Source organism: Fibrivirga algicola, from assembly GCF_011742925.1.
GTDB lineage: Bacteria > Bacteroidota > Bacteroidia > Cytophagales > Spirosomataceae > Fibrella > Fibrella algicola.
Map to the genome: position 1 here is coordinate 1 of NZ_WAEL01000005.1, position 22,556 is coordinate 22,556.

Here is a 22,556-nt window from a genome sequence, read left to right on the forward strand (position 1 = left end):
CGGAATCCGCCAAAGCAAGCGGTGACGTTTTAGTACGACATAGCGACTTAAAGAAGCACTTGTTCTTGTGGACAGAAATACGTGGTTCGCCCGCCTACCTCAGTTATTTGAATGGCTGTTCCGCATCGTGGACAGTACTTGTAAGCTTCTGGGTCTTCGTAAGGTGACGTATCCCATTGCCGGGCATGAATCAGGAAGGAAGGGGGAAAGTCTTTATAATTAGCTTCGCAGCTGATAGCTGTATCAAGCACAAGGTGAATTGCATCGTGAATGGCTTGAACTGATTCAAGAGAAAGCTCAGAGCTGATATTCGATGGATTCACTTTTGCCTGAAATAGAACTTCATCAACTATCCAATTTCCTAAGCCTGCTGTAGTAGCTTGATCCAATAAAACCGGCTTCACTGGTGACCGCCGTTTTTTTAGCTTTTCAGCTAACGTAGCTACATCAATGGATAAAGCATCGGGTGCAATTTTCTTTAACTTTAGGTATTCATCAATATCGGAGACAAGACCGACGCGTTCAAACTTCCGTGGGCATACAAAACCCAGACAGAATCCATTCTTAAAGTAAAAAACGATACGGGCGTGTCTGGGCCGATCAATTGAGTTGTGGTAGTAGACTAAATCCCCTGTCATGCCAAAATGCATTCGAACAATGACAGAGGGATCGTCTGTGTAGATAAACAGGTTTTTGCCAACTCGTTTGGTGCCCAGAAACCGCCGTCCGTGAAGGCTCTCTTGTAACGTGCTGAAATCCGTGGTGAGTAGCTTTTTGTCTTCTACAGTGATTGAGTCGATAGGTTGATCGAATGATGTGGCTTCTAGATAAAGCCGCCGCATCTCGACCTCTGGTAATTCGGGCATATGGAAGTGATAAATGTCAGTTATATAACGAATCTGTTGCTGTTTGTTCGTAAAAATTTACAGCTACCGTTTCAAAATCAGACTGAATAACTATTTTTGTGCTCCGGATCGGGGTGTAGCGCAGCTTAGTAGCGAGCTACGTTCGGGACGTAAAGGTCGTGGACGGTCCGCCGCAGCGGTTCGAATCCCACCACCCCGATACTGTTGAAAAAAAGAACATGAACCAGATTACGAACAAAGCATGGTGGTGGCACTTTTCCTGCAAAGGATGAGGGTTGCCCTGTTGTGTTTTGTATAACACTATATCAAAAGGCTCACCGTCATCCCGGTGAGCCTTTTTTATTGTCCGAACTTCCGTCTAACGCCTTTCTACAATGACTATTTCGCCTCAAACCAGTCAACAGTATGCTGTTCACACCACGCATCGGCGCATGCTGGCTGACATCATCACGCCAGTAAGCAGCTATTTACGCATTCGAGATAAGTATCCTAATAGTATTTTGCTCGAAAGTGCCGACTACCACGGCAACGATAACAGCTTTTCATATATCGCATTTGACCCTGTTGCGCGGTTTACATACGATGAAGGCATTATTAGCACGGTGTTGCCTGGGAAGGAAGAAACACGTAGAACAGCTAATCCAGATGAGTTGATGCCTGCGTTACGTGTCTTTAAAGACCAGTTCGCAGCTCCGTCGTCGGGCTTTCCGTTCATCTCGAATGGCTTATTCGGTTACTTTGGTTTTCCGGCTGTTGAAGGATTTGAAGATATTCATTTGACAGCCCCGGTTCCAGAGGAGAATCATATTCCAGCAGCAGTCTTTCAGGTGTATAAGTACGTCGTGGCGATCAACCATTTTAAAGATGAACTACACCTGTTCGAGCATCAATACCTTCAAGAAGGTGAGGAACCTGCTGAAAGTCGAATTGACGAAGTCACCGCTTTTCTAACGAGTCGTAATTACGCGCTCTATTCATTTACAACGATGGGCGACGAAACCTCTAACTTTAGCGACGATGCGTTTCGGGGTGTTATTCAGCATGGCATTGATCACTGTCGCCGGGGCGATGTATTCCAGATCGTGTTGTCAAGGCGGTTTCAGACACCATTCAGAGGCGATGAATTTAATGTATACCGGGCATTGCGGTCATTGAATCCGTCGCCTTATCTGTTCTACTTCGACTATGGCAATTTTAAGCTGTTCGGCTCATCGCCTGAGTCACAAATTGTGGTGAAAAAGGGAGAGGCTACTATCTACCCGATTGCAGGTACGTTCCGCCGAACAGGTGATGATGCAAAGGATGCTGAGTTGGCCCAAAAGCTATACGATGATCCGAAAGAATCAGCCGAGCACGTGATGTTGGTTGATCTGGCCCGGAATGATCTTAGCCGGAACTGTGATGTAGTGAAGGTAGAGACGTTCAAGGAAGTTCAGTATTACTCGCACGTTATCCATTTGGTGTCGAAGGTCGTTGGTCAGTTGAATGAAGGGGCCGATCCGTTACAGATCGTAGCCGAAACGTTTCCCGCAGGTACGTTGTCAGGGGCTCCGAAACATATGGCGATGAAGCTTATCGACCGCTACGAAAATCAGAGTAGGGGCTTCTATTCGGGCAGCATCGGCTACATGGGCTTCGACGGTGAGTTCAATCATGCTATTATGATTCGCACATTCATGAGCCAGAACAACTCGCTGTACTACCAGGCCGGAGCTGGTATCGTAGCCAAGTCGATAGTGGATAGCGAATTACAGGAAGTGCATAATAAACTGGCTGCTTTGCGCTCGGCAATCAAGCAGGCAGAGACGCTTTAATCAACAGGTACAATTGATCAGGAAGTCATGAAAATTCTCGTTTTAGATAATTACGATTCGTTTACCTACAACCTCGTCTACATCTTGCGCGAGTTAGGCCACCGCCCCGATGTGATTCGGAATGATAAGTTGACAGTCGAGGAGGCTGGTAAATATGATAAGATCTTACTGTCGCCAGGGCCGGGTATACCCGATGAGGCTGGGATTTTGAAGCCCCTGATTGATGAATACAGCGCAACTAAGTCCATTATGGGCGTATGCCTGGGCCATCAGGCAATCGGTGAGGTATTTGGCGCAACACTCGAAAACCTGGGTGATGTATTACACGGAGTTGCGCACTCGGCCTATGTATTGGATCGAGATGAACTTCTATTTAATCAACTACCCGATGATATGAAGGTGGGCCGGTATCATTCGTGGTCAGTGGTGCGTGATTCGTTGCCTGAAGAACTGCTAGTTACTGCCGAAGATGAAGATGGTCGGGTGATGGGGTTGCGTCACGCTCGGTACGACGTTCGGGGCGTGCAGTTTCACCCGGAGTCGGTACTGACCGTTGGCGGCGTGCAAATGATGAAAAACTGGCTGGATAGCTAAAGAGTGAGTGATTAAGTAAAGAGAGCTGCCTGGCATTTTAGGGCATCTTTTCATTCACTCTGTTTACGATTTAGTCTTTTCTTCAGTCTGTACCTCTATCACCCGTTGCTTCTTTTACCCTTATGAAAGCAATCCTGAATCACCTGTTTGAGTACAAAACGCTGACCACTCAACAGGCCAAAGAAGTATTATTAGGTATTACGCAAGGCCAGTATAATCAGTCGCAGGTAGCGGCGTTTATGACCGTCTACATGATGCGGAGCATCCGTGTAGAGGAACTGGCAGGTTTTCGCGATGCTATGCTGGAATTGTGCCTACCGATTGATCTGGCCGACTATGACGCTATGGACGTGTGTGGTACTGGTGGCGATGGTAAAGACACGTTCAATATGTCTACACTGTCTGCATTTGTCGTTGCCGGAGCAGGGCAACGGGTGGCCAAACACGGTAATCATGGCGTATCGTCGCTGACTGGTTCGAGCACTGTGATGGAGCGGCTGGGCTATAAGTTCACCAACGATATCGGCGAATTGAACCGGAAGATGGAAACGGCTGGCATCTGTTTCCTGCATGCCCCCTTATTTCACCCGGCTATGAAAAATGTGGCGCCCATCCGAAAAGAATTAGGCGTAAAAACTTTCTTCAATGTACTCGGGCCAATGGTGAATCCGGCAAGGCCTCAAAAGCAGCTTGTAGGGGTTTTTAGCCTTGAATTGGCCCGCCTTTATGCGTACCTTTATCAGCAGACAGACAAGCAGTTTATGGTCGTTCATTCGCTTGATGGGTACGATGAAGTGTCGCTTACCGGCCCCTTTAAAGCAATCACGAACAAGACAGAGCTCATGCTGAATCCAGCAGATATAGGGCTTCAACGGCTCACACCAGAATCGTTATCGGGTGGTAAAACAGCAGAAGATTCAGCCCGCATATTTATGAATGTGCTGAACAATGAAGCAACCCCCGCGCAGACCCAGGCCGTACTGGCTAATGCGGCTATGGCGCTGATGGCCGCAGGCCGGGCTACAACCAGTGAAGAGGCTGTGGCTCAGGCGCGCGAATCGTTGGCAAGTGGCCGGGCAAGGCAGTCTTTCGACAAATTGATGAAATAAGTTTTACCCCAACCTTCGAAGAGCTAAAGCTTCACGGCAGCATCCTGCAGTGCAGTAGTCTTCTTTAGGGCGACCGCCGTTACGGGTTAAGGTATAAGCTAGTAAATGACCACTTAATGACTATTCTGGATACGATAGTTGCCCGTAAATGGGAGGAAATTGCCGAGCGAAAAGCAGCGGTTTCAGACAGTGAACTACGTGCTATGCCACTTTTTGGTCGCTCAGTAAACTCAGCGCGGGCATCGATTTTGGCGGCAGGATCAACCGGCATCATCTCGGAATTCAAGCGTAAATCACCGTCGAAAGGAATTATAAATGACCGGGTCGATGTAGCTGAAACGACGCGTGGGTACGTTGCTGCGGGCGCGGCTGTGTTATCGGTGTTAACCGACGAGCCATTTTTCGGAGGTACCCCCGCCGATTTACAGGCAGCGCGTGTCGCTAATCCGCAAACGCCAATCTTGCGAAAAGACTTCGTCGTCGACGCATATCAATTGCTGGAAGCCAAAGCATGGGGAGCTGATCTGGTCTTGCTTATTGCATCATGTCTCACTCCCGAGCAGGTGCGTTCGCTGAGTGCCTATGCGCACGAGCTTGGCATGGAAGTGTTGCTGGAAGTGCATGATGCTGATGAGCTACAGCGTTCTTTATGCGACACCGTTGATCTGGTTGGCGTGAACAACCGCAATCTGAAAACCTTTGTCACAGATATTAATACATCGGTTCAGTTGGCTAGGTTGATTCCCGACCAGTTTGTGAAAGTGACTGAAAGTGGGTTGCACGAAGCCAGCACTATGGTGCGGCTACACGAAGCCGGTTATCAGGCATTTCTCATTGGAGAGGCGTTTATGAAAACGGATGATCCCGCTACAGCTTTAGGTCATTTAGTGACCGATTATAGAGAACAACTTGTTACGTCTAAAACCATTCATCAAATCGTATGAAGATTAAAGTATGCGGCCTGCGCGACGCGGCCAATCTGGAGCAAGTGGCGGCTCTGAATCCGGATTTTGTCGGCTTTATCTTCTACGACCAATCGCCCCGGTTTGTGGGCGACGACCTGGATGCAGACGTGGTCAAATCGCTACCCCGGTCAATCCGGAAAGTGGGCGTATTTGTCAATGCGAATCCAGAGTACATTCTGCGATCTGTGAAAAAGTACGATTTACAGTACGTACAGCTTCACGGAAACGAGACGCCTGATTTTTGTCGGAGCCTGCAGAACAGAGGCATAAACATCATCAAAGCGTTTCGGGTCGATGGCTCGTTCAATTTCTCGATGGTAAACAATTATAAGGCGTACGCCGATCTGTTTCTGTTCGATGCCAAAGGTGATCAGCCCGGTGGCAACGGACATACCTTTGATTGGCGCGTGTTGACCAATTATGACAATGAGAAGCCATTCTTTATTAGCGGCGGTATTGGCCTCGAAAACCTTGACCAGCTAGAGCAGCTGAAAGGCATGAAGCTATATGGTGTCGACGTTAACAGCCAGGTCGAAGTATCGCCGGGCGTGAAAGATGTGGCAAAAGTAAAGGAACTTATAGACCGCCTGCGGCCTATCGAAGAAGAGGAAGAAGCGTAGAGAGTAGTAGCATCACTAATGGGCGGATGGCCACTTTATGGCTACGTCTGATAAAGTACTAATTTTATGCAAACCACAGTTGAAACCCAGTCCCCATTCGAGGTAACCGATAAAGGCTTCTATGGCCATTTTGGGGGGGCGTTCATCCCCGAAATGTTGTACCCCAACGTAGAGGAGCTACGCCAGAACTACCTGAATATTATAGCCGATCCATCGTTTCAGGCTGAATTCTGGCAGCTGCTTACCGACTATGTAGGTCGCCCTACGCCTTTGTTTTTGGCCAAACGGCTATCGGCACAACTGGGGGCAACAATCTACCTGAAACGGGAGGATCTTTGCCATACGGGTGCCCATAAGATCAACAACACCATCGGGCAGATTCTGGTGGCACAGCGGCTTGGTAAGAAACGCATCGTTGCCGAAACAGGCGCTGGTCAGCATGGTGTAGCTACGGCTACTGTTTGCGCCCTGATGGGTCTGGAATGCATTATTTACATGGGTTCGATCGATATCGAGCGGCAGAAGCCAAACGTTGACCGTATGCGGATGCTGGGCGCTGAGGTGCGTCCCGCCAAATCAGGTAGCCAAACATTGAAAGATGCAACCAACGAAGCAATGCGGCACTGGATCAACAATCCGGTCGATACGCACTACATCATTGGCTCGGTGGTTGGGCCACACCCATACCCCGATATGGTAGCTCGTTTCCAGTCGGTAATTTCGGAAGAGATTCGGAAACAGCTATTAGAAAAAGAAGGCCGCGAAACGCCCGATTATGTGGTAGCCTGCGTGGGTGGTGGTAGCAATGCAGCTGGCGCATTCTTCCATTTCCTCGACGAGCCTCAGGTACGTCTGGTTGCCGCCGAAGCGGCTGGTCAAGGCGTGACAACTGGCCACTCAGCTGCTACAACGGCGTTGGGTAAGCCTGGGGTATTACATGGTTCGCGTACGATCCTGATGCAAACGGAAGACGGGCAGGTAACTGAACCTTACTCAATTTCGGCAGGCTTAGACTACCCCGGCATTGGCCCGCTTCATGCTCACTTGTTCGATTCGGGACGGGGCTATTTTTACAGCGTTACCGACGACGATGCGCTGAAGGCCGGATTCAACCTCAGCAAGTTGGAAGGCATTATTCCAGCCCTCGAAACTGCCCACGCGCTGTCGGTACTGAATGAGCTACCGTTGAAAAAAGACGATGTGGTCGTTGTCTGTCTATCAGGACGGGGCGATAAAGATCTGAGCACCTATACAAAGTACTTATAAAGGAATTCCGGGTTTGATGTTTCGAGTTTGACGTTGCTCTGCTATGTCTGGATACGCTAGATCAGGGAAGCAATGTCAAACCCAGAAAATCAAACCTGAAACCTGTTCTCTATGACCACTTCCACCATACAAAACCGCATCACCGACTTATTTGCGACGAAAAGCGATCGGTTGCTTAATGTCTATTTCACGGCTGGTTTCCCCCAATTGAACGACACACGCACGGTGCTACGTGGCTTGCAACAGGCAGGCGTTGATCTGGTCGAAATCGGTATGCCGTATTCTGATCCGGTGGCCGACGGTGAGGTTATTCAGCAAAGCAATGGCGTTGCTCTCGACAACGGTATGACGCTGCGCGTCCTGTTTGAGCAACTAGCCGATTGCCGCCACGAGATTACGGTGCCATTGTTGTTAATGGGTTATATAAACCCGGTACTGCAGTTTGGTGTTGAGGCGTTTTGCCAAAAATGCCGGGAGGTAGGCGTCGACGGTGTGATCCTTCCCGACTTACCATTTGATTTATATGTGGCTGAATACAAAGACACGTTTGAACGGTACGGTATTCTGAACATATTTCTGATTACGCCACAAACAACAGACGAGCGCATCCGCTTTATCGACGAAGCATCGGAAGGGTTTATCTATATGGTGTCATCGGCGAGCATTACCGGGTCTGTATCTGGTATCAGCGACACCATGAAAGCTTATTTTGAACGTGTAGCAACCATGAACCTGCGTAACCCACGGTTGATCGGTTTTGGGATCAACAATCAGGAGACGTTTGATACGGCTAGTGAGCATGCCAACGGGGCTATCATTGGTAGTGCGTTTGTGAAGCATCTGGAAAAAAATGGGCCCGGTGCTGAAGGCATTGAAGCCTTCGTAAAAGCGGTAAGGCCAGCATAAATACAGTTGGCGTTGCGCCACATAGGCCGGTAACTGTTTGTGAACACGAGCAGCTACCGGCTTTTTTTTACATTTGAATTCACGAATCAACCGATGTATGCGCGCGGTACTGCTGCTTCTGTGTATGCTTACAACCAGTTCACTCGCTGCCCAGCCGGCACGTACCTACGATCTGCAGGGCCATCGGGGGTGCCGGGGCTTAATGCCCGAAAATACAATCCCGGCTTTTTTGACGGCCCTCGACCTGGGCGTAAACACACTGGAACTCGACGTGGTGATAAGCCAGGACGGGCAGGTGGTCATTTCGCATGAGCCCTATTTCAACGCCGCATTTAGCATCAAACCAGATGGTACGCCGGTGACGAAGAGTGAGGAAAAAAGCCTGGTTTTATACAGGATGCCCTACGCTGATATTAAGCAATATGACGTTGGCTCGAATGGGAACGCCCGTTTTCCTGAACAGCAGAAACTGAAGGTAGCCAAACCGCTTCTCACCGATATGATTGCGGCAGTGGAGGCCTATCGAACCGAAAAAAAGCTGCCAGTTTTCGCCTACAACATTGAGTTGAAAAGCGAGGAGACGGAATATGACGTAAGCCAGCCCCGCCCGGTGGAGTTCTGTCGGCTGGTAAACGCGGTGCTTACCAGGGCAGGTATCCCGGCTGAACGATTAATTATTCAGAGCTTCGATTTCGCAATCTTGCAGGAATGGCACCTGCAAATATTGGCTAAACAAGCGCTGCCTGTTCGACTGGCGGCACTGGTCGAAAACATTCGGGGTATCGACCATAACCTAAAAAAGCTTGGTTTCAAACCGGCTATTTATAGCCCCGGTTATCAGTTAATTGGGCGGGATGGCGTGGAAAAACTGCACCAACAGGGTATCAAAGTAATCCCCTGGACGGTGAATAATGTGGCCGATATGCGCCGTATGCTCGACTTCGGCGTCGATGGGTTAATCACCGATTATCCTAACCGTGCAAAAGATCTATAGAACAAGCCAACGCAATACGTGTTTGTACTTAGACCGGCAAACGGTTAAGTTTATAGCTTAATCGCCTGATCGTACCGCCCGTATGACATTTCTGAACACGACGCTCAGTTGGCTTCTCCGTCGGCGCCTTCCCCGAATTGAGGGACTGAAGGCCCGCCCTGGCGAAGCGCAACAACTCGTTTTCCGATCGCTGATCGGTCGGGGGCGGCGTACCGAATGGGGTCGAAAATACGGCTACAATGCCATTCAGTCGGTGCAGGATTTTCAGCAACGGGTGCCCGTATCAGGTTACGAAGAGCTTTTTCCGTATATAGAACGGATCATGAAAGGCGAGCAGAATGTACTCTGGTCGTCGCCTATCCGTTGGTTTTCCAAATCGTCAGGAACAACCAATGCCCGTAGCAAGTACATTCCTGTTTCGTCGGAAGCGCTCGATGACTGCCACATAAAAGGCGGTAAAGACATGATGGCGCTTTACATCGCGAACCGGCCGGATACCCGTGTTTTTGAGGGGAAAGGGCTGTCTATCGGTGGTAGCCTGCATGCAAATCCATACGGCCACAACAGTGCAACGGGCGATATATCGGCTGTTGTTATGAAAAACCTGCCTGCCTGGGGGCAGGTAATCAGAACTCCGTCGCTCGATGTAGCCCTGATGGACGAATGGGAGGCTAAAATTGACCGGATGGCTCACATCACGGCGCAGGAAAACGTAACCAGTATTTTGGGCGTACCTACCTGGACTATGGTGCTGATACAACGGGTGCTTGACCAGACCGGTAAAGAAAGTATTCTTGATGTGTGGCCCAACTTTGAAGTGTTTATTCACGGAGCCGTTGCGTTTCAGCCTTACCGTAAATTATTCAGTGAGCAGGTTTTTGGTCGTAGTAGTGTAGGATTTCAGGAAGTATACAACGCTTCTGAAGGGTATTTCGCCATTCAGGATGATATGACCCGGGCCAACGAGATGATGCTCATGCCCGATTATGGCATCTTCTATGAGTTTGTACCAGTCGAAGAAGCTGATCAGCCATTCCCAAAAGCATACACCATTGAAGAGGTAGAGTTAAACCGAAACTACGCGCTGATCATCTCGACCAATGCTGGCCTGTGGCGTTACCGAATTGGCGATACGGTCCGTTTCACCTCTCTATACCCCCATCGGATCCGGGTTAGTGGGCGTACCAAGCATTTTATCAATGCCTTTGGGGAAGAGGTTATTGTCGAGAACGCTGAGATGGCTATTACGCAGGCTTGCCTGGCTACAGGCGCCGTTATCGCCGACTATACGGCAGGCCCCGTCTATATGCAGCACGGTCAGCAGGGAGGGCACGAATGGGTGATCGAATTTGCCCGTGACCCAAGTAGCCTTACGGAGTTCACACGCGTGCTTGATGATACCCTCCGGCAGGTTAATTCAGATTACGACGCTAAGCGTTACCATGATTTGGCGCTCGTTAAGCCCGTAGTGCACGCCGTGCCTACAGGTACGTTCTACGCCTGGATGAGTCAGCGCGGTAAAGTTGGCGGGCAGCACAAAGTCCCCCGCCTCAGCAACTCCCGCGAATACGTCGACGATTTACTCGGCGGCCGCTATGGCAACGTCTATAAGTAGCAACTGAGCTAAGCCTTCTCCGCAGTAATTACACGTTAGTACACAACGTATGTTAGGAACCAGCCACTAACTTAATATACTATTTGTCGCAGTTTGATAGATAATTGATAAAAATAACAGTTATTAGTGGCTAAAACAGTCTGTTAGTAAGCTCTTTAGGCTTCGTTGTCTCCCTTCTGTCAATACAGTATATATTCATTCGGCATATCTATTTATCTGACTTCTTTGTCGATTTAGTTTGACAATGACAGGCACGTAATGAACCGAATTTACTCAACCGTCTGAAAGCTGATGAAGTAACGCAACCACATCATTGATATAAATGTCGTTTACTACTCCAGAGACACTACACACAAAAACCAAACGTAAACCAACCAACCAACAGTATCAGGAAGTCAAGTGGCCGCAATGGGTCCTTTTAGGAGCATACGCGCTATTTACGGGATTTTTGATGCGTCGTCACGAACCCTGTTTTGACGAGATACACGCCTGGGTGATTGTCCTGCACAGCGAGTCACTAAATGCACTTCATGCTAACAAAGTATATGAGGGACATCCAGATGCCTGGTACGTAATACTGTATGCTATAAGCCAGTTTACTAAAGATTTTTTTTGGGTTCAGATAGCACATTGGGCTATGATTGTAGGGGCCATGCTTTTATTAGTACGTTATGCTCCTTTTTCAATCGTTACTAAATCACTACTTCTTTTTAGCTATCTGTTTGCCTACGAATATGCAGTTATCAGCCGGAATTATGCGCTCGGAATATTATTGTTATTCGTCGTATGCTCGCTTTTCCGGTACCGATCTCGCAGCCTGGTTTACCTAAGCATTTGCTTAATCTTGATGGTGCTGATACAAGTATCTGCATTAACCGCGTTGGTAGGATGCGCTTTATATGGCGCGTTGATTCTTGACAGCATCCTACATAATAAAGCTGCCATACGAGCAAATTGGCTTATTTATGGAGTAGGCTTGTTGCTGATTGTGGCGGGGTTAGCTTTCTGTTACCTATCTGTAGTCCCCCCGGCTGATCTCAACTTATACTGGATAGATACAAGGTTAACTGTAGAGCGATTCTTCAGATCAGCTACCTATTTCGTAAATGCGTTCCTCCAGATACCGGCAGATCCTTGGTATTTCTGGAATACAGCTTTGCTAGATAATATACAAAACGGGTCACTTCAGTTGCTGGTGAAATGCATGGTTGTGCTTGGTATCATTGGTCTAGTGGCAGTACCAATGTTCCGTAGCCGTGTGGCACTACTTGGGTGGACAGCAGCATGCCTTGCGGTCTTTATTATGTTTTACACCCGCTATCCAGGAATATTTCGCCATCACGGTCACTTTTTCATTGCTTTTGTGTGTTTCCTATGGATTCAGCCCCAACTGATCGACTATAGAAAGTCAATAACCGTGTCTAAGAAGGCTGGCATTCTGTTTGCCAATAAAGCCTGGGTCCTGCTGCTGAGCTTACAGGTTGCAATGGCATTTTTTGCCGGATATCAAGATGCCAGACGGCCTTTTTCCATGGGAAAACAAGTAGCAGCGTTCATTCTATCGCAAGGCTATAAAGATCATTTTCTGGCTGGCTATCTCGACAATATAGGGGAGAGTGTTGCTGCCTTCATTCCGGGCTTTAGAATGTATTACCCTTCCTCAGGTCGGCAGAACAACTATTTAAAAAATGATAGCAAGGTGAAATTTCTGACAAACAGACAGTTGGTCGACTCTGTCAGAAAGCGTACTATCGGGCCAGTACTATTAATTGTCAGCGGCAAAATGCCCCATCAAGAGGCTGATTCGTTAAACTTAATTCCTGTACAGCATTTTGTAGGGAGCATTGTGATGGATGAACAGTATATGCTATATGAACTGAGACCAGAAAACTAAAATCATCCTCTGACCAATTTCTTATCTTTCAGGTAGTCGTTGGTCAATACTGTCTTGCCGGGGTTGAGCACCACCTGCCTGATCACATCACAGATAAACACATCGTGATCGCCGCCATCGACACTGTCGAGGACGCGGCATTGAACGTACCCAACGGCCTCGGTCAGGTAAGGACAGCCCCGATCATCGTAGGCATGCGGTAGCCGGATGAACTTGTCCACGGTGCGGCCCGACTGGCGGCCCAGCTTACGGATCAGACCAGTTTGGTCTTGGGCCAGCAGGTTTACATTGAGCAACCCGCTCTGGCGCACAAGCTCAATGGTGTAGTCAATTTTATAAAGAGCCACGGCCAGTCGGCTACCGCCCAGTGCTGTCTGCATTACCCAGGTAGCAATATTGGCATTTTGGCGTTGCTGAGGTGTACCTGGGTCGGCCACGGCCGTGATCGAGTGGACATCGTAATTTTTATACTTGAGCAGACGTTTGGGCATAGGTTCGGTGGGTGGTTAGGTAACGTCGGGTATCAATAACAAAAAGCGTAAAAACAATTCCGTATTCAACTAGAAGTAGCATATGGTCCTCCTGAACGGGGTCGGTTCGATAGGCCGAGTAGGAGAGCCACACCAGGCCAGACCATACCAACATATATCGAATGGAATAAGCTGGTGAGGCCACAAAGATTGATGCCGCCACCAACGAGGTGATATACCAGGGATGAACCGTTGTTGCCATAGCCAGGTAGAGCGTAAGCATCCAGAGTATACGTACCCAGACCGGGAAAACGCGGGCAAAGGCAATGACCAGTAAACCAACCGTTGTTGCCAGCGAAAGCCACAGCCCGATACGGCCGAGGATATTGTAGCCTTCCAGCCAAAAACCAGCTTCCCGAATCAGGTAGTACAGGCTGGCGTTGAACTCAAATTTCCGGAAATACAGTTCAATGCTTTCCAGCATATTCAAGAGCAGCGATACATCGAAGAACGGAATAAACAACACGCCCACCAGACCCAGCACCAGGGCTGCGTACCGAATACCACGCGGCCAGCCAATATGGGCGATTATCACAGGTAGCGCAATCAGTGGAAGCAGTTTGGTGGCAATGGCCATGGCCAGCGCAGCTGCTGAAAGAACTCGTCTGTGTACCTGCCAGAGGTACACAGCCAGCAAGGTAAAGAAAATCATAATGGCTTCGAAGTGGACATTGCCGGTCAGCTCCAGAATGATCAGTGGATTCAGGCCATAAAGAAAGGCTAGATTAGGGTTGCGACCGTTGCGTGTCAACAATCTGATCATTAACCATAACGTACCTAAATCGGCCAGAATAATCGGTACCCGCAACGCCACTACACTACTTGCGGCATTAGTGGGAGCTATCCAGGCAGCCAGTGCGAAGAGAAGTTGGTCGACAGGTGGATAAACGGTGTAGTAATTGGGTGAGTTTAAGAGTTGGTACAACGTAGGGTCGATATGAGCATCCGGTGCTACGCCACCAGCCATCAGCTCAACGGGTAAGTACCGAAAGGGATTGACCCCGTTGAGCAGCAGCCGGCCATCCCAGATGAATCGGGCATAGTCATCTGAGAGAGCGGGCATGGCCAGTAACAGCAATAGCCTGAATACTATAGCTGACCCAGCTAAAAACTTGTCGGGCGCTGCTGTGGCATCAGTAGTGGCCAGCAATAGAGGCTGAGCGCGCAGGCTATAGCCCCACATCAGCAGTGTATATAGGCCAATAAGCATCGGAAACTGCCCACGCGGCGTAGCGTAGCCAAGCAGGCCGTATAGACAGGCCGATAAAAGGAGCCAGCCCCAGCGTAGGGCTGGTGTGGCAGAGAAAGGGTTGGGTAGGATCATGCAACCGCACCAGCCGGTCGCCGTTCAGTGTTGGGCGTATCGGTACTGATTGACCGAGGTCCCGCCGAAAGACGCACTGTGTGCAGCAGCGAATATACGAATACCATACCGAAGCCTGCTGTCAGCATACAATGGAAGAAGAGCATCCGGTAATCGTTTAAGTAGATACCCAGCCCAATACCGCCTAGGAAATAAAGTAGCATAAGGCCCTCCAACAGGGTGAGCCACGGAAACCCCGACGCCATGTACACGTTAGACCGCCAGTTGTCAGAGCCCTTTTGAACGTTGAATTTAGGCGTTCTCACAAAAGGCGTTTTTCGACCGATATAGCCTTCGATAACGGCAATGGCGTTATGGAGCGATAACCCCATCATCAGCGATGAATAGGATAAGAAATAAAGCGGAAACCACCGGCGGCGTTGCGTATGTGATCGCCAGAACGGTATGCCGTAGAAAAGAAGCAGGATAATAAGGTTGTATTGAAAGAAATTAATCAAGTAGTAAGCCGTTGCCCATTCGGGGTGAAGGCTGCGGATATAAAGAACAGGAACGCTCAAAAAAGCCAGCATGAATACCAGCAGAAAGGTAGAGCTGCTGAAGAGATGAAAAAACGCGTGCAGCTTATTGACAACAGGTACGTTCGGCGAACGTAATACGCTTAGCATCAGGCGGCGGGCGCATTCGGCTGCACCTTTCATCCATCGGTACTGCTGCGACTTCAGGGCGGCCATTGCTACAGGTAACTCAGCGGGTGAGCCAATGTCTTCACGGTATACAAATTTCCAACCTTTCAACTGTGCCCGATAACTCAGGTCAAGGTCTTCGGTAAGGGTATCGCTGCTCCACCCCCCCGCGTCATAAATAGCTGACTTGCGCCACACACCCGCCGTACCGTTAAAATTCATGAAAAAGTCGGCCGCATTACGGCCACCCTGTTCAATGAAAAAGTGCGCGTTTAATCCAAAGGCTTGCAGCTGCGTCAGGAGTGAGTAATCTTCGTTGAGGTGCGTCCAGCGTGTTTGGACGATCCCTACCGACGGGCTGGCAAAATGCGGAATTGTTTTCAGCAGGAAATCCGGATCAGGCACAAAGTCGGCGTCGAAAATAGCAATGAACTCACCGGCAGATCGGTCGAGCCCATAGGCAAGGGCTCCCGCTTTGAACCCCACCCGCTCGGGCCGCTGAATCAACTGGATAGTTAAGCCAAGCTGCTGGTAGTAGGCTACTTTTTTGGCACTCAGGTCAACAGAATCATCTGTGGAATCGTCGAGCACCTGAATCTCCAGCTTATCTGCTGGGTAATTCAGCGCAGCTACAGCATCAATGAGTCGTTCAACAACATAGCGTTCATTATAGAGGGGCAGTTGTACGGTTACAGCCGGAAGCGCCGACCAGGCTGCTGAACCGGGCATACTGACTGGCGCGCGCTGAGCCTGCTGTCGTTTTCCCGATCGGAGATAGATGACAATCAGGCTTAGCTGTCCCAGGTTGTAGATGAACAGCAACAGCAGCGTAAGGGCATAAAGCGTAAGAATAAACTGTTCCATAAAGTCAGACAAAGTCGTCTGGATAGGTTCATAACGTTGGCAGTTCGTTAAAAATGCCAAAAGCAATTTCGGGTCATGGGCCTGTTGTCAGTGGCCACACAACCCTGTCGCTTTCGCGTTATGCTACTTACGACCGTCCAGACGTACCACTGTATCTGGCAATGGTAGTCAAAATTTTATAGCCCGCCAGAACAGTCCCCCGTAACGTACCCGAAATCTTGGAATGACCAATTCGACGGCGATATCGAACGGGTACTTCCACACTACGCAACCCGCGCTTAGCCGCTTTTACCTGCATCTCCACTGTCCATCCGTAGGTCGTGTCCTGCATATCGAGGGCTATCAGGCTAGTGTAACGAATAGCCCTGAATGGCCCCAAATCGGTAAAACGAACGCCGTAGAGCCAATGAATTAGCCGCGTTGCCAGCCAGTTGCCAAACACCTGTTGTGGAGTCATCGACCCCTGCTGCCGCTCACCCAATGCCCGCGAGCCAATGACTAAGTCGGCGGAATTGGCCAAAATTGGCGCAATCACGTCGGTCAGCTCGGCCGGGTAGTCAGAATAGTCGGCATCCAGAAAAACGATGATATCGGGCTTTTGTTGGCGATTGTGAGCGTACGCGATTCCACGGAGGCAGGCCCGGCCATATCCCTGGATGGGTTCGTCGAGAACCGTAGCGCCGGCCGCGGCGGCCTGAACTGCCGTTTGGTCGTTTGAGTTGTTGTTGACCACAATAACCTCCGAAACGACATGCATCGGAATTTCGCGGATAACGTTGCCTACCGAATTCTCTTCATTGAAGGCGGGAATGATAACCAGAACAACGGGGGCAGGGGAATTATGCACAGGAATGTATACGTAAAAAAGCCGGTAAAGGTCGATCCTTTACCGGCATCTTGGGGTACGGGCTGTACCTGGTTTATTCAATTTCGATTACTACGTTTTTAGACGCCGGATGGGCTACGCAGGTCAGAATATAACCCGCTTTTATCTCCGAGGCCGACAGGCCGTCTTCTTCATCCAGTTTCACTTCGCCAGACACACACTTGCCTAAGCAGGCAGTACACATACCGGCCTGGCACGAATAGGGCAGATCGATATCCTGGTCGAGTGCTGCTTCCAGAATAGTCTGATGCGGCTCAACGGTAAATTTGTATTCGTTGCCTTCATAGAGCACTGTTACATCCTGCGTGCTGCTGTCGTCATCATCGGTATCGCCTTCCAGCACCGCGCCAACAGCCTGAGCTGTGGTGGCCGTCTGGAAACTTTCACGGTGAATTTTGTCAGTTGGTACGGCTAGCAAATTTAACGCCGAACGTACCTCGTCCATCAACCCATCGGGGCCACACAGGTAGTAGTCGGCCTGACGCAACGATTCTACCTTGTGCGACTCCAGCAGTTTCAACAAATTAGACTGGTTGATCCGTCCCGAAAAACCACTCCAGCTGGGGCTTGGCTGACTAAGCACGTGTGTTACCGTCAGGCGGTCCGTGTATACGCCTGAGATCGCATCCAGATGTGCCTTGTAAATGATCTCTTCTTCGTTGCGGTTACCGTAGATCAGCCATACTTCGCTTTTGGGTTCGGTATGCAAAATCGACTTCATCATCGAGAAGAGGGGCGTAATGCCACTGCCAGCTCCAATCAGAATATGCAGCCGTTTAGCCATCGAGTCGAGTGCCGGGGTGAACGTACCCATGGGTTCAAGGGTCTCCAGTACGTCGCCTTCTTTGATCCTGTCGCAGAGATAATTAGATGCTAAGCCACCGGGTAGCCGCTTCACAGTAACGGCCAGAGATGCATCTACGTGTGGTGAACTCGACATTGAATAAGACCGCCGGACTTTTTGGTTACCAATGGTCAATAAAAAAGTCAAGAACTGGCCAGGCTGGTAGCGAACTACTTCATTGATAGGGTGCCAGAATTGTATCGTGATGGCGTCGGGGGTTTCCCGTACCACTTCTTTCACTTTCAGATAATACCGATTAGCCATGAATGAGTAACGCCTCGTAGACGAACTTTGTTGATGGATTTTTTACCAGTAAAGGTCGTTATAAAACCGATAGTACAGGTGTGGAATTAACCATATAGACTAAAGGTAATAGTCTATATTTGTTCCAGACCGTGCTTACCTTACTGTAATGAATCTACCACTGAATAAATTTCTTTTCATCCTACTTCTTCGCACGATAATTGCTAAACGATCTGGCAGAGACCATTTAATTCCTTATATCGTTATACAAACTGGTCTTTTTCTAACCCAAACTATAAGTAGATCCCCCTTGCCCAACCTGGTGACAGCCTCCCGCTGGTTGAGCAGAATTAGTAAGCATACAAAATCCAACTAAAAATTATGCAACAATCTTTTACGATTGGTAGGCTGCTTGTGTATTGGTTTCTTATACTAATAGGAGTAGTTATTGTAAAACCTGCATTTGGGCAGGGTTATGTAGAAGACGGTAAGCGATATGCAATGTACACGCTCTATCACTACGGAGACAGTGATGGTAGTATGCAAAAACGTCAGATTTTGGGAATGGAACAGGCTTTTGCTAATGGCTGTAACTCGGTCGTTATTGGTATTGCCTGGGATATCCTACAGCCTTCGCTGAATAGTGCGCCCGATTGGGCCTATATAGACCGGTTTATTCAGGTAGCCGAGAAGTACAAAGCAAAAATAGCTATACGGCTTCGTACAGGTCGGAAAGATCGGATTGGGTATTGGCCAGAGGAACAATGTATGCGCGACACCCGCGGAAACATCATGGATCTGGAAGGAACATCGCATGCACGTTTCGGCTACACCCCTGCTATGGATAAGGTGCAGGAATTTGTTCGAACTGTAGCTCAGCGGTATAAATACATAAATGACCGGGGCGATCTGCTGTTCATGTCGGCTACGTTTAACCCACAATGGGAGAACGAATACTGGGCTACTAATTTTCCGGATCAGTATAAAACTACTTACGACTATAACGAGCTGACAATCGCAGATTTTCAGCGCTGGGCACTGGCTAAATATAACGGTAGTCTTGCCGAACTGAACCGGGCCTGGAATACAGATTATTCAACTATTACGGCAATCCGGCCAACGTACCCGGATCAGAACAATCAGGGTGGATTTCCCGGTAAGCGGGGTGCCGACTGGTACGTGTTTCGCCACCAGCTGTTGAAGACATTCAATGACCGGTTTGCTAAAACCGTCAAGTCCGTAGATCCAACTATCCACATCATTACGGAGCAGGGAAGCGTGTGGGATGGTAATAGCGCGAATCGGGGAACCCTGGCCTTCAAAAGCTTAGCCGAGTTGTATGATGGTATAAAGGTGAACGATGATGCCGCCTATATTCATCAGTACTCAATGGATCTACTGCGCAGTAATATGAAGCCCGGCGCGTGGATTCTCAACGAAATAGATGGCGCTGCGTACTTATATGATCGTGTCGATAAGTCGGCCCAACAGGCCGAAATGGCTGAGGAACTCTATAAGTACGGCGCCAAGATTATTACATTTGCCAACTTCTGGCCCGATGCCAATGGCGAGTACTTCAAAGCCATTATGGATAAAATAAGGGCTAAAGGATTGCTCAGCCAGCCGGTCACTACGGTGACGCCTGTTGGTACGATGACGTTTAAGTTGTCTACAGTCGTTCAGAGCAATATCTACGAGACAGGCGTCTTCGGGCAGTGGAACACCATTCGTGGGGGTAATGAAGGAAAACCTGTCCGTATATTGATTGATGAGGATTTGCTGGCTACAACCACAACACCCGTGGTCAATCAGGCCCCAACGGTGGCCAACCGGGTGCCTAACCAAACGGCAATCATTAATAAAGCATTCTCGTTTAAAATACCCGACAATACCTTCACCGATGCTGACGGACAGATTACCTCAGTCAATATAGCGGGCCTGCCGGTTGGGTTGAATTATGATGCTGCCTCGCGGACGATCAGCGGTACGCCAACACTGATTGGCTTAAACGAGATAACGATATCAGCTACTGACAATGGAAACGCTAGTGTTACTGACTATTTTACGCTAACGGTAAAGCGGGCGACGCTCCCACTCCAGTTGCTCGACCCTGTGCTGGATTGTGCTTCGGGTCGGTTTGAATTCCGATCGACAGAAGGTGATGGGACCACTATAGAGTATGCCGTCGATGGTTTGTATGCCTGGAACACACAAGCAGTGTACACCTTGACAGAGCAACTTCGCTCGGGGAAGGCGCTGACTATCCGGGCCCGGCAAAGCGGGACAGAAATTTCGCTGATTTATACTACCACCTGCGCTACTTCTACCACAAACCTGTCTCCAGTTGTCAACAGCACCATTCCTGATCAGGTAGTTGCTGTGGGTAAAGCACTCAGTGTAAGTGTAACGGCCAACATGTTCTCAGATCCAGATGGGTCAATTGCATCGATCAGTGTATCGGGCCTCCCCGCCGGAATAACTTATAACGCATCAACCCGTATCATCTCGGGAACCGTAAGCACCTCGGGTGTATGGGCGGTTACTATCCTGGCCACTGATAATAAGGGGGCTACTGTAACTAGCTCCTTTAAACTTACAGTGGAAAGTAGCACGGGTGTGAAGCCGTTTAGACTCTTAGATCCACTGATTGATTGTATAACAGGTCGGTTCGAGTTCCGCTCGGCCGATGGGGATGGTACTCCTGTCGAGTATGCAGCCGACGATTTGTATGGTTACAATACGCAAACTGTTTACAACCTGGTCGACCAGTTCCGCTACGGAACGCGCCTGACTATCAGGGCCCGGCAAAGCGGAGTAAACTTTTTGATATACTACACCACAGCTTGTCCGATTGTCAACAAGGCACCGGTAGTTAGCGCGGCCATCAGTGAACAGCGCGGCATAGTCAACCGATTCCTGTCAATCTCTATTCCAGCTGCTACGTTCACCGATCCAGATGGCCAGATTGCGTCGGTTAGCGTGAGCGGATTACCATCGGGCCTCAGCTATGATCCATCGACCCGGATGATCACGGGGACCGTAACTACTACAGGAAACTGGCCCATCACTGTTGTCGCCGCAGATGACAAAGGAGCTACCGTATCAACAACATTTTCAATTATTATCAGCACCGATTCAAAACCACTTCGGCTGCTCGAGCCCGTGCTCAACTGCGAAACAGGTGTTTTTGAGTTCCGTTCAGCCGATGGTGACGGGACACCTATAGAATACAGTATCGACAGACTAGTGGCTTGGTCAACGCAAACGTCATTTACGCTGGCGGCCAATATGCGTACAGGTTCGCAGTTGGACATTAAGGCCAGACAAAGTGGACAGATTATTTTCGGAGTGTATTACACAGCCTGCCCACCTCCAAACCAATTGCCAACGGTTGCTAACCCGATTCTGAGCCAAACCATAACGCAGTTTCGGAATCTGTCGGTTGTTATGCCTGCCAGCACCTTTGCAGATGCTGATGGAACAATCGCAAGTATTGCGCTGATGGGTTTACCTCCGGGACTAACGTACACGACTGCTTCGCTTGTTGTGAGTGGTGCTCCCACAGTAACAGGTACCTGGACAGTGACAGCCACAGCAACGGATGACCGGGGAGGTTCAGTCAGTACAATGTTCAACGTGACAGTAGTGCCTCAGCAAAAGCCGTTACGTTTACTGGCTCCGCTGTTCGATTGCGCCACGGGAAAACTTGAATTTCAGACTGCTGACGGCGACGGAACTACCATTGGCTACAGCATCGATCAGTTGCTGGCCTGGACTAGCCAGTCTGTCTATACCCTGGCCGAAGGCCCGCGTTACGGTACCTCGCTAACACTGCGGGTGCGCCAGAGTGGGATAGAGCAAACGCTCACATATACCACTCCCTGTTTACGGCCAAACAAGGCGCCAGTGCTAGCCAAACCACTCGCCGACCAGGTGCTGACAGTGAACGTACCCGCTTCTATTACGCTGCCGGTTGGGATGTTTACAGATGCCGACGGTACCATTTCGTCGATCTCACTAAGTGGTTTACCGGTCGGGCTCAGCTACAACCCAACTAAGCAGGCTATAGAAGGTACCCCAACTCTGATTGGGAGCAGCCCGGCTATCGTAACAGCAACAGACAATGCCGGTGTTTCTGTCAGCGACACGTTCCTGATCACAGTACGTACGGTGCCCCGTTTTGCTGTGACCACTATTTTGCTCGATGCGCAGGGAAGGGTATTGAAGGAACTGATAGACGGTGATTTGCTCGACAGCAAAAAAATGCCTGTTCTAGCCAACCTAAGTTGCCAGCCTAAAGTAACTGCAGGAAGCGTGTTGATGGAACTGACCGGAAAAGCAAAACGGACGGTATATGCCAACAATGCACCTTACTTGCTTTACCCGACAGGTCAGGGCTTTAAACCAGATGTTGGGTCGTATCAGCTAAAAATAACAGTATTTTCTGGTGCCAATGGTACGGGCACGTTGATAGGCACCACCACCATCCGGTTTGACGTTGTGGTGCCGAATGAAGGAGGTTGATAAGCTCTGCAGCGG

The 22,556-nt window shown here is 49.4% G+C and carries 17 protein-coding genes and 1 tRNA gene; 12 read left to right on the plus strand and 6 right to left on the minus strand.

Going from position 1 to position 22,556, the window contains the following annotated elements:
- Window positions 1–47 precede the first annotated feature (47 nt).
- Window positions 48–866, minus strand: a complete 819-nt coding sequence (locus F7231_RS14160) for an Fpg/Nei family DNA glycosylase (RefSeq protein WP_085411581.1) — start codon at window positions 864–866, stop codon at window positions 48–50.
- Between the two features lie 109 nt (window positions 867–975).
- On the opposite strand from F7231_RS14160, the gene F7231_RS14165 reads away from it, so the two are divergent.
- From F7231_RS14165 to F7231_RS14215, 11 genes are all read left to right on the plus strand, one after another.
- Window positions 976–1,065, plus strand: a tRNA-Pro gene (locus tag F7231_RS14165).
- Between the two features lie 175 nt (window positions 1,066–1,240).
- Complete coding sequence (locus F7231_RS14170; protein WP_166692376.1) at window positions 1,241–2,680, plus strand: anthranilate synthase component I family protein; 1,440 nt, start codon at window positions 1,241–1,243, stop codon at window positions 2,678–2,680.
- A gap of 27 nt (window positions 2,681–2,707) precedes the next feature.
- Window positions 2,708–3,274: an anthranilate synthase component II gene (locus tag F7231_RS14175; RefSeq protein WP_085411579.1), complete on the plus strand. Its 567-nt coding sequence runs from the start codon at window positions 2,708–2,710 to the stop codon at window positions 3,272–3,274.
- 122 nt (window positions 3,275–3,396) lie between these two features.
- Complete coding sequence (gene trpD / locus F7231_RS14180) at window positions 3,397–4,383, plus strand: anthranilate phosphoribosyltransferase (RefSeq protein WP_085411578.1); 987 nt, start codon at window positions 3,397–3,399, stop codon at window positions 4,381–4,383.
- 116 nt (window positions 4,384–4,499) lie between these two features.
- The gene (gene trpC / locus F7231_RS14185) at window positions 4,500–5,327 is read left to right on the plus strand and encodes an indole-3-glycerol phosphate synthase TrpC (protein WP_166692377.1); all 828 of its coding nucleotides are present in this window, start codon (window positions 4,500–4,502) and stop codon (window positions 5,325–5,327) included.
- Complete coding sequence (locus F7231_RS14190) at window positions 5,324–5,968, plus strand: phosphoribosylanthranilate isomerase (protein WP_166692378.1); 645 nt, start codon at window positions 5,324–5,326, stop codon at window positions 5,966–5,968. The genes trpC and F7231_RS14190 overlap by 4 nt, the downstream gene beginning before the upstream one ends.
- Window positions 5,969–6,034: 66 nt before the next feature.
- On the plus strand, window positions 6,035–7,234 hold the full coding sequence (gene trpB, locus F7231_RS14195) for a tryptophan synthase subunit beta (RefSeq protein ID WP_166692379.1): 1,200 nt from the start codon (window positions 6,035–6,037) through the stop codon (window positions 7,232–7,234).
- Between the two features lie 111 nt (window positions 7,235–7,345).
- On the plus strand, window positions 7,346–8,140 hold the full coding sequence (gene trpA / locus F7231_RS14200) for a tryptophan synthase subunit alpha (RefSeq protein WP_085411574.1): 795 nt from the start codon (window positions 7,346–7,348) through the stop codon (window positions 8,138–8,140).
- Window positions 8,141–8,237: 97 nt separating this feature from the next.
- On the plus strand, window positions 8,238–9,134 hold the full coding sequence (locus F7231_RS14205; protein ID WP_166692380.1) for a glycerophosphodiester phosphodiesterase family protein: 897 nt from the start codon (window positions 8,238–8,240) through the stop codon (window positions 9,132–9,134).
- A gap of 82 nt (window positions 9,135–9,216) precedes the next feature.
- Window positions 9,217–10,749, plus strand: coding sequence for a GH3 auxin-responsive promoter family protein (locus tag F7231_RS14210; protein WP_085411573.1), 1,533 nt, complete (start codon window positions 9,217–9,219; stop codon window positions 10,747–10,749).
- A 322-nt stretch (window positions 10,750–11,071) separates the two neighbouring features.
- Window positions 11,072–12,643, plus strand: coding sequence for a hypothetical protein (locus F7231_RS14215; RefSeq protein WP_166692381.1), 1,572 nt, complete (start codon window positions 11,072–11,074; stop codon window positions 12,641–12,643).
- 2 nt (window positions 12,644–12,645) lie between these two features.
- On the opposite strand, the gene F7231_RS14220 is transcribed toward F7231_RS14215, so the two are convergent.
- The 5 genes from F7231_RS14220 to F7231_RS14240 form a co-directional block, all read right to left on the minus strand.
- Window positions 12,646–13,134, minus strand: coding sequence for a flavin reductase family protein (locus tag F7231_RS14220; RefSeq protein WP_085411571.1), 489 nt, complete (start codon window positions 13,132–13,134; stop codon window positions 12,646–12,648).
- Window positions 13,109–14,497 (minus strand): MptA/MptB family glycosyltransferase, encoded by a 1,389-nt coding sequence (locus F7231_RS14225; protein ID WP_166692382.1) that lies wholly within the window; start codon window positions 14,495–14,497, stop codon window positions 13,109–13,111. Before F7231_RS14225 ends, F7231_RS14220 begins: the two co-directional genes overlap by 26 nt.
- Window positions 14,494–16,044 (minus strand): cellulose synthase family protein, encoded by a 1,551-nt coding sequence (locus F7231_RS14230; RefSeq protein ID WP_085411569.1) that lies wholly within the window; start codon window positions 16,042–16,044, stop codon window positions 14,494–14,496. Before F7231_RS14230 ends, F7231_RS14225 begins: the two co-directional genes overlap by 4 nt.
- A 127-nt stretch (window positions 16,045–16,171) precedes the next feature.
- Window positions 16,172–16,891, minus strand: coding sequence for a glycosyltransferase family 2 protein (locus F7231_RS14235; protein WP_166692383.1), 720 nt, complete (start codon window positions 16,889–16,891; stop codon window positions 16,172–16,174).
- Window positions 16,892–16,964: 73 nt separating this feature from the next.
- A complete protein-coding gene (locus tag F7231_RS14240; protein WP_085411567.1) occupies window positions 16,965–18,038 on the minus strand; it encodes a ferredoxin--NADP reductase in 1,074 nt (357 codons plus the stop codon).
- 519 nt (window positions 18,039–18,557) lie between these two features.
- Here F7231_RS14240 and F7231_RS14245 point away from each other — a divergent pair.
- A complete protein-coding gene (locus F7231_RS14245) occupies window positions 18,558–22,541 on the plus strand; it encodes a putative Ig domain-containing protein (RefSeq protein ID WP_166692384.1) in 3,984 nt (1,327 codons plus the stop codon).
- The last annotated feature ends 15 nt before the right edge of the window (window positions 22,542–22,556 follow it).